12 protein-coding genes are annotated in these 15,005 nt (G+C 52.2%); 7 read left to right on the top strand and 5 right to left on the bottom strand.

The annotated features are described in order from the left end of the window. Positions 1–216: 216 nt before the first annotated feature. The 6 genes from AAC599_RS07710 to AAC599_RS07685 all read left to right on the top strand — a co-directional run bounded on the left by AAC599_RS07710 (position 217) and on the right by AAC599_RS07685 (position 8,554). A complete protein-coding gene (locus tag AAC599_RS07710) occupies positions 217–1,713 on the top strand; it encodes an aldehyde dehydrogenase (RefSeq protein WP_340149824.1) in 1,497 nt (498 codons plus the stop codon). Between the two features lie 304 nt (positions 1,714–2,017). Continuing rightward, entirely contained in the window at positions 2,018–2,770 is a 753-nt protein-coding gene (locus tag AAC599_RS07705) for an IS6 family transposase (RefSeq protein WP_340149823.1), read from the top strand. Between the two features lie 630 nt (positions 2,771–3,400). Further along, entirely contained in the window at positions 3,401–4,501 is a 1,101-nt protein-coding gene (locus AAC599_RS07700; RefSeq protein ID WP_340149822.1) for an ABC transporter ATP-binding protein, read from the top strand. A gap of 110 nt (positions 4,502–4,611) precedes the next feature. After that, positions 4,612–5,718 (top strand): extracellular solute-binding protein, encoded by a 1,107-nt coding sequence (locus AAC599_RS07695; protein WP_340149821.1) that lies wholly within the window; start codon positions 4,612–4,614, stop codon positions 5,716–5,718. Positions 5,719–5,811: 93 nt separating this feature from the next. Continuing rightward, a complete protein-coding gene (locus tag AAC599_RS07690) occupies positions 5,812–7,365 on the top strand; it encodes an ABC transporter permease (RefSeq protein ID WP_340149820.1) in 1,554 nt (517 codons plus the stop codon). A 4-nt stretch (positions 7,366–7,369) separates the two neighbouring features. Beyond that, positions 7,370–8,554 (top strand): ABC transporter permease, encoded by a 1,185-nt coding sequence (locus AAC599_RS07685; protein ID WP_340149819.1) that lies wholly within the window; start codon positions 7,370–7,372, stop codon positions 8,552–8,554. A gap of 135 nt (positions 8,555–8,689) precedes the next feature. Here the strand turns inward: AAC599_RS07685 and AAC599_RS07680 are convergent, their stop codons facing one another. Genes AAC599_RS07680 through ectA form a run of 4 tightly spaced genes read right to left on the bottom strand, consistent with a single transcriptional unit; the run spans position 8,690 to position 12,590 of the window. Next, on the bottom strand, positions 8,690–10,186 hold the full coding sequence (locus tag AAC599_RS07680) for an aspartate kinase (RefSeq protein ID WP_340149818.1): 1,497 nt from the start codon (positions 10,184–10,186) through the stop codon (positions 8,690–8,692). 20 nt (positions 10,187–10,206) lie between these two features. Continuing rightward, positions 10,207–10,611, bottom strand: a complete 405-nt coding sequence (locus tag AAC599_RS07675; protein WP_293959789.1) for an ectoine synthase — start codon at positions 10,609–10,611, stop codon at positions 10,207–10,209. 39 nt (positions 10,612–10,650) lie between these two features. Next, a complete protein-coding gene (gene ectB / locus AAC599_RS07670) occupies positions 10,651–12,108 on the bottom strand; it encodes a diaminobutyrate--2-oxoglutarate transaminase (protein WP_340149817.1) in 1,458 nt (485 codons plus the stop codon). Continuing rightward, a complete protein-coding gene (gene ectA / locus AAC599_RS07665; protein WP_340149816.1) occupies positions 12,048–12,590 on the bottom strand; it encodes a diaminobutyrate acetyltransferase in 543 nt (180 codons plus the stop codon). Before ectA ends, ectB begins: the two co-directional genes overlap by 61 nt. A 291-nt stretch (positions 12,591–12,881) precedes the next feature. On the opposite strand from ectA, the gene AAC599_RS07660 reads away from it, so the two are divergent. Continuing rightward, complete coding sequence (locus AAC599_RS07660) at positions 12,882–13,370, top strand: MarR family transcriptional regulator (protein WP_340149815.1); 489 nt, start codon at positions 12,882–12,884, stop codon at positions 13,368–13,370. A gap of 13 nt (positions 13,371–13,383) precedes the next feature. Here AAC599_RS07660 and AAC599_RS07655 read toward each other — a convergent pair whose 3' ends face one another. Next, positions 13,384–14,919 (bottom strand): alpha/beta fold hydrolase, encoded by a 1,536-nt coding sequence (locus AAC599_RS07655; protein WP_340149814.1) that lies wholly within the window; start codon positions 14,917–14,919, stop codon positions 13,384–13,386. Between the last annotated feature and the right edge of the window lie 86 nt (positions 14,920–15,005).

The raw sequence follows: 15,005 nt of genomic DNA, 5'->3' as shown, positions 1-15,005 counted from the left end.
GGTCATGTTATAGGTCGAAACAGTCTAAAGAATATATTTGATTCTTTAGGCTGCCTCCTATGCATGTTCAATAAAAAAGAAGGCGTCTACTACCTGTGGAATGTGCCAAGAGCAACGGATTGACCGGTGTGTCTGGATCCACTGATAAAAATGAAAACCGCAGGCTGGATTAAATTAAAATTAGCCTGTTACCGTGATTAAATGAGGAGGACAGTAATGTCGGATACCGCGCCAACCGCAGAAGACATGATAAAATATGGTATGTATATTGATGGGAAAGAGGTGCCCGGTGCTTCCGGAAAGACCATGGAAAGCGATGATCCTTATAAAAGGAAGCCATGGGCCATTGTCCCCGATGGGAGTAACGATGACATTGACGCGGCCGTGGCGGCGGCACGGAAGGCCTTTGATACTGGTCCCTGGGGCAGTATGACCGCTACGGAGCGTGCCCGTTTACTCCGCAAGTTGGGCGATATCATTGCGCGGGATGCAGAGGAACTGGCTCAATGCGAATGTCGTGACAATGGCAAGCTTTATCGGGAGATGCTGGGCCAATGGCAGTATTTGCCGGAATGGTTCTATTATTTTGCTGGTATGGGCGATAAACTCCAGGGGGATACAATACCGTCTGATCGGTCCAACTTCTTTATTTACACACGGCGTGAACCAATTGGCGTTGTTGGCGCTATTACCCCTTGGAATTCTCCGGTCCTGCTTCTTATCTTCAAACTGGCGCCAGGGTTGGCAGCTGGTTGTACCTTTGTTGTGAAGCCATCCGAATACACTTCGGTTTCGACCCTTGAGTTGGCGAAGCGTTTGGATGAAGCGGGCTTTCCTCCCGGAGTGTTTAACGTCGTTACCGGACAAGGCTCCATTGGAGCTCACCTCGTTGAGCATCCTGATATAGATAAAATAGCGTTCACCGGCGCCACCGAGACGGGTAAACGTATTGCCGCGTCGGCCGCTAAAAACCTCACACGAGTTTCACTGGAGTTGGGGGGTAAGTCGCCAAATATAATATTTGATGATGCGGATATCGAAGTGGCCGTGAACGGTGCTATTGCCGGCATCTTCGGTGCGACGGGCCAGACGTGCATGGCGGGCTCTCGGTTGTTGGTCCAAAAAAATATTCACGATAAAGTCGTTGATATGTTGGTTGAGAAAACACGGAGTATCCAGCTTGGCGATCCGATGGCTGAAGCAACAGAAATGGGGCCTGTGGCGAACGAGCCGCAGTTCGGGAAAGTCATGGAATATATTGATGTAGCCAAAGCCGAGGGGGCAACTTGTGCTTATGGGGGTCAAAAAGATCCGGAGCTTGGCGGTATTTTTATCCAGCCTACCATCTTCACCGGGGTTCACAATGGTATGCGGATCGCCCAGGAAGAAGTGTTTGGTCCGATCCTTGCTGTAATTCCATTTGAAGATGAAGAAGACGCAGTTGCAATAGCAAATGACACCCGGTTTGGTCTTGCCGCCGCTGTCTGGACAGAGAATGTGCATCGTGCGCATCGAGTTGCCCATAAGCTGAATGCGGGCACAGTGTGGATAAATGCTTATCGCGTCGTCTCCTTCGCGGCGCCTTTTGGTGGCTTCAAGGAAAGCGGAATTGGCCGGGAAAATGGCGTAGATTCAATTAAGGAATTTACGGAAACAAAGTCAGTGTTTGTCGAACTTTCAGGCGCTGCCCGTGATCCCTTCCGATTGGGCTAAGGCTCAATCTTAGGGCAATAAGGAAAACTGGAGCTTCTGCTACTAGCCTAAGAGTGTCCCAAGGTTCTTTAATAGTTGCATGTAAACGGTTTAATCCTCCCATTAAATTGTTCTAAAGCATCGCCATATAGATGTTTTATTTTGCAACTTTTCTCGGAGGGTGATATCTGATTATAGATATTATCCTCCGAGTGTTTTGGTAAGTAGAAAATGGCTGGATGGGGTGTGCTCGTCAATTAGCTTTTAGGGCACTGTCAGAAGAAAATTACTTGATGGCTATTTGATCGTCGACTAGCCTCCGGGCATGAAAAATAAGAGCCCCTTTCGCTATTTTAAAACATCACCCGAGATTATCCGTCTGGCTGTGATGATGTATGTCCGATATCCGCTTTCGCTTCGCAACGTTGAAGACCTTCTCCATGAACGGGGCATCGATATCTGTCATGAAACAGTCCGCTATTGGTGGAACAGATTCGGTCCACTGTTCGCCGGTGAGATCCGGAAGAAACGTATTTTTCCGTCCCAGAATTATTCCAACTGGCGATGGCACCTGGACGAAGTATTTGTGAAGATCAATGGCGAAACCCATTATCTATGGCGGGCCGTTGACCACGAGGGCGAAGTGCTGGAATGCTTTGTTTCTAAACGCCGGAATCGCAAAGCAGCCCTGGTGTTCCTCAAGAAACTTATGAAGCGATATGGGAAACCACAGGAAATGGTAACAGATAGATTACGCTCATATCGTGCCGCTATGAAGACCATCGGAAACGCTGAGGTTCAAGAGGTTGGTCGGTGGAAGAATAATCGCTGCGAAAACTCACATCTCCCGTTCCGACGACGCGAACAGCCGATGTTGAAATTCAGGCGGTTGCGAAGTCTGCAAAAATTTGTTTCCATTCACGCATCCGTCCACAATCACTTCAACCATGAGCGCCACGTAAACAACAGAGAAACATTCAAGCTTCAAAGAGCCACCGCACTGGCCCAGTGGTGGCAACTTAGCGTGGCACCTTTGTGCCATTCTGCGCCATACGGAGACCAAGTCGCATTCGTCTGACAGCACCGCCACATCTCCTCTATATCGATAATTAATAAGAACAATTATTTGGAAGATATAGTTGTCTAATTTTCCGGATACTTCCCTAAATATAGCAAGTAAAAAACGCCCTCTGTATTTGATCTTCGAGGGAAGCATGGCGAGATATGATCGCTAGTATGGTCATCCGGCAGAGATGAAGAGATTACGCTTGTGACGTTCTCGGTGCGGTTGGCAGCATGGCGACGGCGCGATTGGGTCAATTTATGTCGCACTGGAACGAGACTGTCTTTCTCCGATAGCGCTCACTTAAAGCATGTTCCGTAGCTTTATAATAATTTTTCCGGGATACATATAATATTCCTATGATATTATAAATACCTAAGTGTAATTTAGGTCAAAGTCTGAAAAGTTTTTCTAATTCAACAGAATAATGGATACATATTAACGTATTCATGTAATCAGAATACTGATCGGATATGTCCTGTATCTCCTGTTATACAAACGATTGTTCGATTTTTTTTGACCGATTCATAAAAAAATAAATTTATACGGTTGTGTTATTTACAGAATCTTGCTGTAATTAGATCAGACAGGAAGGTGCAATGATGGATATTTTTTATCCACTGGATGTAACAAGAGGGGACCAATTTGGTTGATACAGCGGAGGGGCACGCGTTCGTCGAATTCGATCGTGTGCAGAAGAGTTATGATGGCGAGACTTTGGTTGTCAAAGACCTGAACCTCGCGATGCCGAAAGGCGAATTCTTGACAATGCTGGGACCATCAGGATCGGGAAAGACAACATGTCTCATGATGCTGGCGGGTTTCGAAACGGCGACGCATGGTGATATCCGGCTGGATGGGCAGGGCATTAACAATATTCCGCCACACAAGCGCGGGATTGGCATGGTTTTTCAGAACTATGCGCTTTTCCCCCATATGACGGTGAACGAGAATCTCGCCTTTCCGCTTGAAATTCGCAAAATGAGCAAGTCCGAGCGTGAAGAGAAAGTCAAACGCGCGCTTGAAATGGTGCAGATGGGGGCCTTCGGTGCGCGCCGTATCGCGCAACTGTCTGGAGGGCAGCAACAGCGGATAGCATTGGCGCGGGCACTGGTTTTTGATCCCAGCCTGGTCCTGATGGATGAGCCGCTGGGCGCGCTGGATAAACAGCTGCGTGAGCATATGCAGTTTGAAATCAAGCGCATTGCCGATGATCTGGACATTACAGTGGTCTATGTGACCCATGACCAGACGGAGGCCCTGACCATGTCAGATCGTGTTGCGGTGTTTGATGACGGGCGAATCCAGCAGCTGGCGCCGCCGGATCAGCTTTATGAGGAACCCGAAAATAGTTTCGTCGCTCAGTTTATTGGCGAGAACAACACGCTTGAGGGCGTTGTCGAGGAAATCCGTGGCGAGCTAGCGCTGGTGCGGCTTGATGATGGCGGACTGATTGACACGACGCCTGTGAATGTCAGCAAGGTTGGAGAGCGCACGAAAGTCTCGATTCGCCCGGAAAGGGTTGAATTCGGCCGTGATCGTCTTGGTGAAGACGCCCATACGCTCAATGCGGAAGTGCTTGAGTTTATCTATATGGGCGACATCTTTCGAACACGACTGAGGGTCGCGGGAAAAGAAGACTTCATTGTGAAGACACGCAATGCTGCCAATCAAATCCGGTTTGAGCCGGGTCAGCAGATTGAGATCGGGTGGCTGGCGGAAGATTGCCGGGCACTTGATGCTTGATGGCAGGAAAACCCCTGGCGGCGGCCCTGGGCGGGCTGACTGCGCCGGGATATCCCGTAGATCAATTAGTATCAAAATAAACTAACTGAAAAATTCCAGAGGAGGATTTTATGAAGGTATTTACGAAGCTGTCGATTGCGATAGCGTTTACGGCTGTCACGGCGACAGCGGTAACTGCGGCCGATATGGCAGATGAAATGACCATTGTGTCCTGGGGTGGTGCTTACTCAAATTCCCAGATGAAAGCCTATCACGAGCCGTACATGGAGAAGACCGGCATTAAAATTATTAATGACGAAAGCTCCAATGAAGCAGTTGCGAAGCTGCGTGCAATGGACGAAGCCGGTAATGTGACCTGGGACCTTGTGGACGTTGTCGCCTCCGATGCCATTCGTCTTTGTGACGAGGGGCTGGCGGCGGAAATTGACCATGACAAAGTCCTGGCAGCCGCACCGGACGGCACACCGGCGAGTGAAGACTTCGGCGATCTGATTGTTTCTGACTGCTTCATTCCGCAGATTGTTTACTCCACGACTTTCGGGTACCGCACAGACATGGTTGGCGATAAAAAGCCAACGGACGTTTGCGCTATTTTCGATACCGAAACATGGCCCGGCAAACGGTCACTGGAAAAACGCCCGATCAACAATATGGAATGGGCCCTGCTGTGCGACGGTGTTGCCAAGGCAGATGTCTATGATATCCTCGCCACGGAGGAAGGGCAGGAACGCGCCCTTGCCAAGCTAGGTACGATCAAGGATGATGTAATCTGGTGGTCAGCTGGCGCCGATACGCCGCAACTTCTGGCCGATGGCGAAGTCGTAATGGGTTCAACATACAACGGCCGGCTGTTTTCAGTCATTGAAGAGCAGGACCAGCCTGTCGCCATGCTCTGGGACGCCCAGGTGTTTGACCTTGACGGCTGGATTGTTCCGGCTGGCCTCAGCGATGAGCGCAAGGCCCGCGTCATGGACTATCTGAAGTTCGCGACGGATACACAGCGTCTTGCCGATCAGGCGAAATATATCTCTTACGGTCCGGCACGGAAGTCATCCGCACCGCTGGTTGGCAAGCATGCCGAGCTCGGTATTGAAATGGCACCGCATATGCCGACTGATCCCAACAATGCCAAGAACACGTTCCTATATAATTACGAGTTCTGGGCAGATTATCGCGACGATATCGACGCGAAATTCCAGGCCTGGTTGGCTCAGTAAGACAAAAGAGAGCAGGTGCGTCGCACCTGCTCTCTTTATATGCCGGCAGGGAGATACCGGCCAATTTTGTGAACTAGAAATGGCGACTGAAGAATGAGCGATTCCACCGATAATGGTCCCGTACTAGCCGCTGATGGGACACCCCTAAAGCGCAGCCTCATGCGTTCTCTGCGGATGCAAAAGCTAAGGGCTCTGCTGCTGATTTCCCCATTGCTGGCATTCATTCTGATTACATTTATCGCGCCTATCGCGGATATGCTGTTCCGCTCGGTGGAAAACAAGATTGTTGAGGAAACGCTGCCCCAGACCGTTGCTCTGATCGACTCGGGCGGAGATATTGAGTCGGTCGTTCCGGGTGAAAAAGTCTTTTCTGCGCTTTACGTCGATATGTTCGTGGCGGCGGAAAAAAAGGAACATACGCGTCTTGGGACGCGCCTCAATTACGAGGAATCAGGGATGTCATCCCTTTTCCGGAAATCCGGACGGCGCGTCGACCGCCTCGATGTGGAAGTTTACAGAGAACAGTTTGAAAATATTGATCCTAGTTGGAGTGAAATCGCCACCTGGCAATCTCTCGCGGATAATTCGGATGCCAGTGATCTGCTGCCACGAGCCATGTGGGCCTATAACGCCTGGCGGGACTATCTGATCGCAGACGGCGACAATCCCGATGAAGAAGAGCTGGAAGATTTTATTTATGTCGCCCTGTATGATGATCTGGTGGCGCTTGAAGACGCTTCCGAAGCGGGGGATCTTATTCAGAAAAGCGCGAATGCCGTTCCGGACTTCGAGACTATCAATTTCAAGGAAGCCTTTATCGGGTTCGACAAGGACTGGGGGGCTGAAGATGTCTGGAAGACCATCAGAACCTACTCTCCGCCCTATACCGAGGGATATTTTCTGAATGCTATAGACCTCCAAAAGGAATTTGAAGGATATTCGGTTCGGCCCGATAACGAACGGATTTATGGCGTCCTGTTCATGCGGACCCTGTTTATGTCTCTCGTGATTACGGGCTGCGCCATTCTGCTCGGCTATCCGATCGCATGGTTGATGTCGAACCGTCCCATGCGGGAAGCCAATCTGCTCATGATCATGGTTCTATTGCCGTTCTGGACGTCACTGCTGGTCCGGACGTCAGCTTGGAAAGTGATGCTTCAACAGCAGGGTGTGATCAACGATACCCTTGTCTGGCTCAATATTGTGGATGAGGCCGGGCGTCTGGTGCTGATCAACAACCAGTTTGGTACGATTGTCGCCATGACACATATATTGCTGCCCTTTATGGTGCTGCCACTTTATTCGGTCATGCGGACGATCCCGGAAACCTACACCCGCGCCGCAAAATCGTTGGGCGCAACAAACTGGACGGCTTTCTGGCGAGTATATTTCCCGCTATCCATTCCCGGCATTGGCGCCGGTTCAATTCTCGTGTTCATCCTCTCGATCGGTTATTATATCACACCGGAAATCGTGGGCGGGACAACAGGGACCTTTATTTCCAACCGGATCGCTTATCACATTTCCAGTTCTCTCAACTGGGGCCTTGCTGCCGCTCTCGGCACGATCCTGCTTGCCGTCGTGTTGCTGCTGTACTGGGTATATGACCGAATAGTCGGCATTGATAACGTCAAGTTGGGGGGGTGAAGTCATGATTACGCAAAAAATAGAACAAACCGTCGTTCCCTCAAACCAGCTCGTAGCAGGAGGAGGTGCCTTCTTCGCCGCCGTATTCGGTTTGCTGTTTGGCATGACGCAGGATATTCCGCTGATTGGCGTAATCGGCGGCTTGGTTTTCGGGGGTATCGTTGCCTTCGGTATTGTGAAAATCGCCAAATCCCGGCGTATTTCCCAGATTGTCATGGTCATTCTCGGGTTGATAGTCGGTTATCTACAAGCGCAGATTGCAGGGGCCATCATCGGGGCCATTTTTGGCTGGGTTTTTACCTGGTTTGTCTTCTGGCTTGCAACAGGGCAATACCGTCGGCGGCTGCCTTCTTATGCGACGCCGGGACAGGTCCTGTGGCATCATACCTTTGTGGTTATCTGCTGGGCGATTTTTATTTTCCTGATCACGCCGATCATCGTCGTGATGCCGCTCAGTTTTAATGCCGAGAATTTCTTCACCTTTACGCCGGAGATGCTGAATTTTGATCCGGCGGGCTATTCGCTCAAGCATTATGAAGATTTCTTCACCAATTCCGACTGGCAGGGCGCACTTAAAAACAGTTTTGCGATTGCGCCTGTTGCGACATTGATATCGGTTTCGCTGGGGACGCTGGCGGCAATCGGGCTTAGTCAGCCGTTTGTACCCTTTCGAAGGGCGATTATGGCGATCCTGATCTCGCCGATGATCATGCCGTTGATTATTTCCGCGGCCGGGATGTACTTCTTCTACAGCCGTGTTGGCCTGCAGGGGACGTATTTCGGTGTTGTGCTGGCCCATGCCGCCCTCGGTATTCCGTTCGTTATCATCACGGTGACGGCAACGCTCGTCGGTTTCGATCGCAGTCTGACTCGGGCCGCCGCCAATCTTGGTGCCAATCCGGTGCGGACCTTCTTCAAGGTACAGATGCCGCTTATCCTGCCGGGTGTGATTTCCGGCGGCCTGTTTGCCTTCATTACCTCATTCGATGAAGTCGTGGTCGTCCTGTTTGTGGGCTCGGCAGGGCAGAAGACGCTCCCATGGCAAATGTTCACGGGCTTGCGCGAACAGATCAGCCCGACAATCCTCGCTGTGGCGACAATTCTGGTGGTGCTGTCAATCCTGATGTTGACCACCCTCGAGATGCTGCGTCGACGCTCCGAACGCTTACGGGGCTTGACGCCGGGTTGATGAGGTTCGCGAAACCGGCTGCGACGCCATTCATCGTTGAGAAAGTGATTTAGTATGAAGAGATGCTATGCTCTTTACCGCCCCGGATATCCGGGGCGGTAAAGGATCACGTTATAGGGCAGGGGCTGCCGACTATCAGGCGGCAGATCTCTTGGCTTCGACCAATTTGCAGTCGGCGTTTTCGATAAGCGCCTTATGCAGGATTTCGACAGCCTGATTGTAGCTGCCATCCGGGAAGGCGAACTGAATATCGACGCCGCGTCCCGTGACATGGGAAGCCAGAAGTTCAAGCTCGGAGCTTTCAATTGCCGAGATTGCATCGCCAAGCAGGTTCTTGCCCCTCAGATTGGCGCCGATAGCCGAAACGATATCGACTTTGCGGGTTTGAATGTCCGCACCGGGCTGATGCTTCTGGATATTCTCAATCACACGGCGAATCTGCTTCATCGGTGCCGACACATAGAAGGACATCGTGTTGGCATTCATGCTCCAGCTGACAAGCGGCAGCTTGAAGCGGCGGAACGCCGTGAGCGCAATCTCGCCAGAGCCGGGAATACCTACCATATCTTGGTCGAAAATTTCCACCTCAAAAGCGTTTTCAAGACCGGTCACGATCTCGACACGGGCCTCTTCCGGTGTCCAGTTTTCATCAATAACGGTGCCGGGATGCTCCGGCTCGAACGTATTGACGATGCGAAGGGGAATGCCCTGTTGCCGTAGACCCTTTGCCGCACGAGGATGAATTGCCTCCATGCCCATGTTGGACAGCTGATCGGCAACATCATAGTTCGTCCGTCCGATGGGTTGTACCTTGCCGGCACCAACAATCCGAGGATCGGCACTGGAAAGATGGAATTCCTTGTGGATGACAGCTTCTTTGGCGCCGGTAACACAGGCGATTGCGGAAAATGTCACTTCTGAATATCCGCGCCCGTAAATTCCCATGAGGCCGTCAGCAGCCTGGGTGTAGCCGGTAACAATCGGCAACACCTTCCTGACGTCAATGTCGGCGAAGGCGCCGCGGATGCGGTCTTCAAGGCTCATGCTTTCGCTTTCACGCCAGCCCGAAAGATCGACAAACTCCGCATTTACACCCCGGCGGCGCAGAAGCAGCATTGTATTATGCGCGCTGTGGGCTTCACCAATGCCGCTGATCATTTCCCGCACGGTCATCAGATGTTCTTTGAGTTTGAAATGGCCATATCCGCAGATGCGCTGCAGATCGATCAGGCAGCTTCGAACGCCCTCGACCCGTTCCTGCACGAAACGGTCCGCGAGTTTGCGATCTGCCTCGTCGTCAAAGGCGTCGGCATTAAGCTCCAGCATATGACTTTGCACCCTGGACAACGCATCGCCCCAGGCCCAGTCATTTTCCGAACCGGCATAGAGCGCAAAAACGCCCGGTTCCCCAGTTTTCTTGTTTTCCAGCAGCATGTCGGTGATACCGCCATAGGCCGAAACAACAAAAATCCGGTTATAGAGGGCGTTGCCCTTCCTGTTTCCGATCAGGATGTTATTGAATACAACGTCGATGTCAGACATCGAGGTGCCGCCAATCTTGTGGACGGTATGTGCCTTCTGGCCCTCTGAGCCTATATCGCCGGCAGAGCCTTGACTCATTTTACGTGTCATTGATTTCCCGTTTCCGCGCATCAAGCGTCTTGCAGCGCTTCATCGTTCAGTTTGTAGGCGCCATCCGCATCATGGACCTCACGGCCATTGAGAGGGGGGTTGAAGGTGCAGGCGAGCTGCATATCCTCGGTTCCGCCCCGCAGCAGATGCTGGTCGTTCTTGTTCAGAATATAGACGGTGCCGGGCTCGATCTTGTAGATCTTGCCATCGCTGACGGTTTCCACCTCGCCGTTGCCGGAAATACAGTAAACCGTCTCGAAATGGTTCTTGTACCAGATGGGCGTTTCCGTTCCGGCATAGATCGTCGTAATGTGGAAGGAAAATCCCATCCCGTCATCCGCCAGGGAAAGACGAACGCTCTGCCAGGTATCGGTTTTTACGGTGCGGTTCGTGTTTTCACACTCCTTAAGCGTGCGAACGATCATAATAGTCTCCTGAAAATATATTTAGTCGTATTGCTTCAGTTATTCTGCGGCGATCAGATCCGGGTTTTCTGCGTTAATCGCTACGGCAAATGCCTGACCGAGAATCTCCAGACCACGGTCCAGTTCCTCATCCGTAATGGTGAGAGAGGCGAGGCATTTCACGACTTCACCATGCGCACCAGAGGTTTCTATGACCAGTCCGCGCTTGAAGGACTCCTCCACGATACGTCCTGCAAGATCGCCGGACTTGACGACAATTCCGCGCATCATGCCGCGACCGCGAAGTTCGACGACATGTTCCGCGCAGTTTTTCTGAATTGCTTCAAATCCCTTGCGCAATTTCTCGCCTTTATCCTTCACGCTGTTTGCGAAGCTCTCATCCTTCCAGAATTTCTCGATGGCGGTCGTGGCCGTCACGAAGGCATGGTTGTTGCCACGGAACGTCCCGTTATGCTCGCCGGGTTCCCAGATATCGAGGTCCCGGTTGATCAGAGTGACCGCAAAGGGCAGGCCAAAGCCGGAAAGGGACTTCGAAAGTGTTACCATGTCCGGTTTAATACCGGCGGGTTCGAAGCTGAAGAAAGTGCCCGTCCGTCCGCAACCGGCCTGAATATCATCGACGATGAGCAGGACGTCATGCTTGCGACATACCTTTTCCAGGTTTTGTAGCCATTCCATGCGGGCGGCGGTCAGTCCGCCTTCACCCTGGACGCATTCGACAATCACGGCTGCCGGTAGGTCAACGCCGCTGGATGGATCGCCCAAGACGCGGTCGAGATATTCCGTGCTGTCCGTATCCTTACCAAGGTAGCCGTCATATGGCATGGCCGTGCCGCCCGGCATATCCACGCCCGCTGCGCCGCGGTGATGTTCGTTCCCTGTGGCCGCAAGGGCACCCAGTGTCACCCCGTGAAAGCCGTTGGTAAAGCTGATGATATTGCTCCGTCCCTTGGCCTTGCGGGCCAGTTTCAGCGCGGCCTCAACGGCGTTTGCGCCGGTCGGGCCGGTAAATTGCAACACATAATCCATGTCGCGCGGCTTGAGAATATGCGTTTCAAACGCATCCAGAAAAGCGGCCTTTGCCCGTGTATGCATATCCAGGCCATGGGTAATGCCGCCGGAACCCAGATATTCCACCAGGGCATCCCGCATATCCGGATCATTATGACCATAGTTCAGGCTGCCGGCCCCCGCGAGGAAGTCTATGAATACATTGCCTTTTTCGTCCGTCAGGATAGCTCCTTGTGCCTTGTCGAACACGACAGGGAAAGATCTGGCATAACTTTGAACTTGCGATTCACGTCTTTCAAAAATAGAGATGGCGACCTCACTTTTTTGTTGGGTTAAAAAAACAGTCGTTTCATAAGCTATGGTGTTGCGCTCCGGGTTCCGGATGCATCCGCTTAAACTGACTGGATTATGGGATTGCTCCGGTTCTATGCCGCGCTGGTGAGGGCTGACATGATGTCCGCCCGCTTGAATGGTCCGATATTCCACAGCATTTCCGTATCCTGCTGGCCATCGAAATGTTCTTCCTCGTCGAACAGGATGTCCTTATCGACGTCCGCACCCATTTCCCGGGCGATCGAGTTGAAGACGCCGTGGGACGCCTTGTTATCAGGCGTAATCGTCGTTTTGATATATTTCACCTTCTTTGCAGAAGAGCGGTGCAGGATATCGAAAATCATGCGTTTGCCGAGGGACAGGCCGCGTGCTTCCGGTGCAACGGCAACCTGCCAGACGAAGAGGCTTTCTTCATCTTCCGGGATTGTGTAACCGGACACAAATCCGGCAACTTCCCCATCGATTTCTGCCAAAGAGCTGGTCTCGCTGAAGTGCGAGCACTGCAGCAAGTTACAATAGACCGAATTCTCGTCGAGAGGTTTGCACTTCTCCACCAGTTCATTAATGGCAACGCCGTCTTCGGGGGACGGGCGCCTGAGAATAACTTCCGGGTCACGGTCTTTCTTTGCACTCATTGGACTTAACTTCCCTCACATTAAATATATCAATTATCGATATAATTTTATTGCGTATGACATAACCAGCCATGGCTCTCATGTCAACCAAGTCACCAAAATTTAATAATATATTTTTAAATAGCGTGCCTAAAGCTACTAAATGGGTCGGTTGTAGCGTTCGAACGTAATAAAAATACATTGATATTTGATTTAAATTTCAGTAATTGAGAAATTATGGAAGATGATTCATCAATTTTGAGCTATGTATCGTTACCTGATAGTGCCCGAGGACCGCACAGGATAACGCATATGGATCAGCTGAACGAAGCGCTTGTCTCTATTCGCAAGATTTTACGCGCGACGGAACTGCATGGAAAAGCTCTTCGGGTGGCGACCGGCCTCAAGACATCCCAGTTGATCGTCCTGCAGGCTCTTGAAGAATCGCCGGAACTGACGGTTGGCGAAATTACGGCGCGTGTTTATATGGCTCAGGCAACGGTGACCATGATCGTCAGTCGGCTGGATGCGATGGGATATGTCCGCCGGACGCGGGGAACCAGTGACAAACGAAAAGTTTTCGTCAGCCTGTCAGATGCCGGCGCGGAGGCGCTCTCCCAGGCGCCGGAAGCCCTTCATCAGCGCTTTGCCGAACAGTTCGAACCATTGGCCGTATGGGAGAAGACAATGCTGATTGCGTCCCTGCAACGGGTTGCCGCAATGCTGGATGCCGCAGACATCGATGCGGCTCCTTTGCTGCAGCTTGGGGACGCCCATGCGCATGATACCGGCGTTAAATAGGCGAGGGGCCCGCCTAAATCTCTTTTTCCTGTAAAAACTGTTCGATCGCCTCGAGGCAGACTTGCCATGCCGGTTCATAATCCACCAGAATGTGATTTCGGCTCTCCAGCGGAACAAAACGGGCGTCCGGAATTCCCGAGGCAACGGCCCGGCCCATGTCCAGCGGTATGCGCTGATCATATTTGGAATGCAGGACGATTGTCGGCGCCTTGACGTCGGCCAGCCTGTCCCTGACATCGATATAGCCGAAGGCGTCCTGAAAGCGGGCGGCGTTTTTCGCGGAAGTTGTCTGGCGTTGAAACTCATCAAACCAAGCGAGATCGTCGGCGCTGGCTTCCGGCATAAAGGTTTGCGAGAAAATATGCCGATAGGCCGGATTATCGGTGCCCCAGCCGACTTCTGTCAGTTTAAGCACGGCTTCACGGCGTGCCTGTTCCTCCGGGCTCGCCAGATGCCGCCATCCCGCAGCATAACCACCGATCAGGATCAACCCGGACACCCGTTCCGGGTGGCGGGCGGCATATTCGATCGAAACGGCGCATCCTTGCGAAATGCCGAGAAGCGGGAACCTGTCCAGTCCCGCCTTGTCGGCTACAGCTTCCAGATCTTCCACAAACGCATCGAACGTAAGTTCCGCAACATCCCAGTCGGAGAGGCCGCAACCTCTCTCGTCATAGCGAATAAAATTGCGGTAACGGGCGACAGAGGCAAAACTTTTCCCCCAGATCGGACTTTCCCAGTCGAACTCGAGATGGTTCAGCCAGTTAGCGGCTTTCAGGATGGGCGGACCGGACCCGACCGAAGCATAGGCAATCTTGGTGCCGTCCCGCGCCTCACAAAAACTGATCCGTTGCGCGCGCAGAGCAGTTGTCGTTGCATCCGGCTTCATGTTCTTCGCGGCTGAAGCTCGTGATGTAGCAGTGAGCGCGGCTTGTGGATCCTGCTTTGATGCGATGGTCTCCTGCTCATGCGCTTCTGCCGCGTTCGGGTCAATATCGTGCCAAAGGCGTGTCCATTTTTGTACCGCGACCGGTGGCAGGTCAGGATGCGTGGCCAGTTGTTTCAGAACGGCGGCCTGCGCGAGCCGGGCGTCTTCCCGCCCTGACAGCAGCCATGAATCGAAAGCGTCGTCTCCGGCGCCGTCAAGTCCGTCCAGAAAGCGCTGATCCAGTTGAAGGGCCATCATCTCAAGTTTTTCGGCGGATATCGGCTCTACTTTTTGCCTCAGCAGGGCATGGATATCCCTGATATCGACTTTGACGCCGTCGGTATCGAAGTAAACTCTTTCCCTGTCCGCAATAATCCGGGGCCGGTTTGGACTGTCGACTATCCGGCGCAGCTTGCTTAGGGACCATCGCAAGGCGGCTTTCGGATCATCAGGCAAATCCCAGAATAGCTCACACAAACGTTCCCGCCGATGGGGACGTGCGGTGGCGATCAGATATGCCAGAAGGGCCCGTGCCTTGCGCGAGGCCGGCAGAGGAGCATCCGTGCCCTCAAAGGTGACACGCGGTTCGCCGAGAAGCGAAACCTGGAGGTCCGGATGCATCAAAAACTCCGCCGAGTAAAATACAACGATCAAAAAGGGAGAATAACACTGCCATTACAACGGTGACAACAACGGTCGGTCACTAT

Source organism: uncultured Sneathiella sp. (assembly GCF_963976355.1).
Classification (GTDB): Bacteria; Pseudomonadota; Alphaproteobacteria; order Sneathiellales; family Sneathiellaceae; genus Sneathiella.
This window is presented reverse-complemented; position numbering and strand designations above follow the sequence as displayed.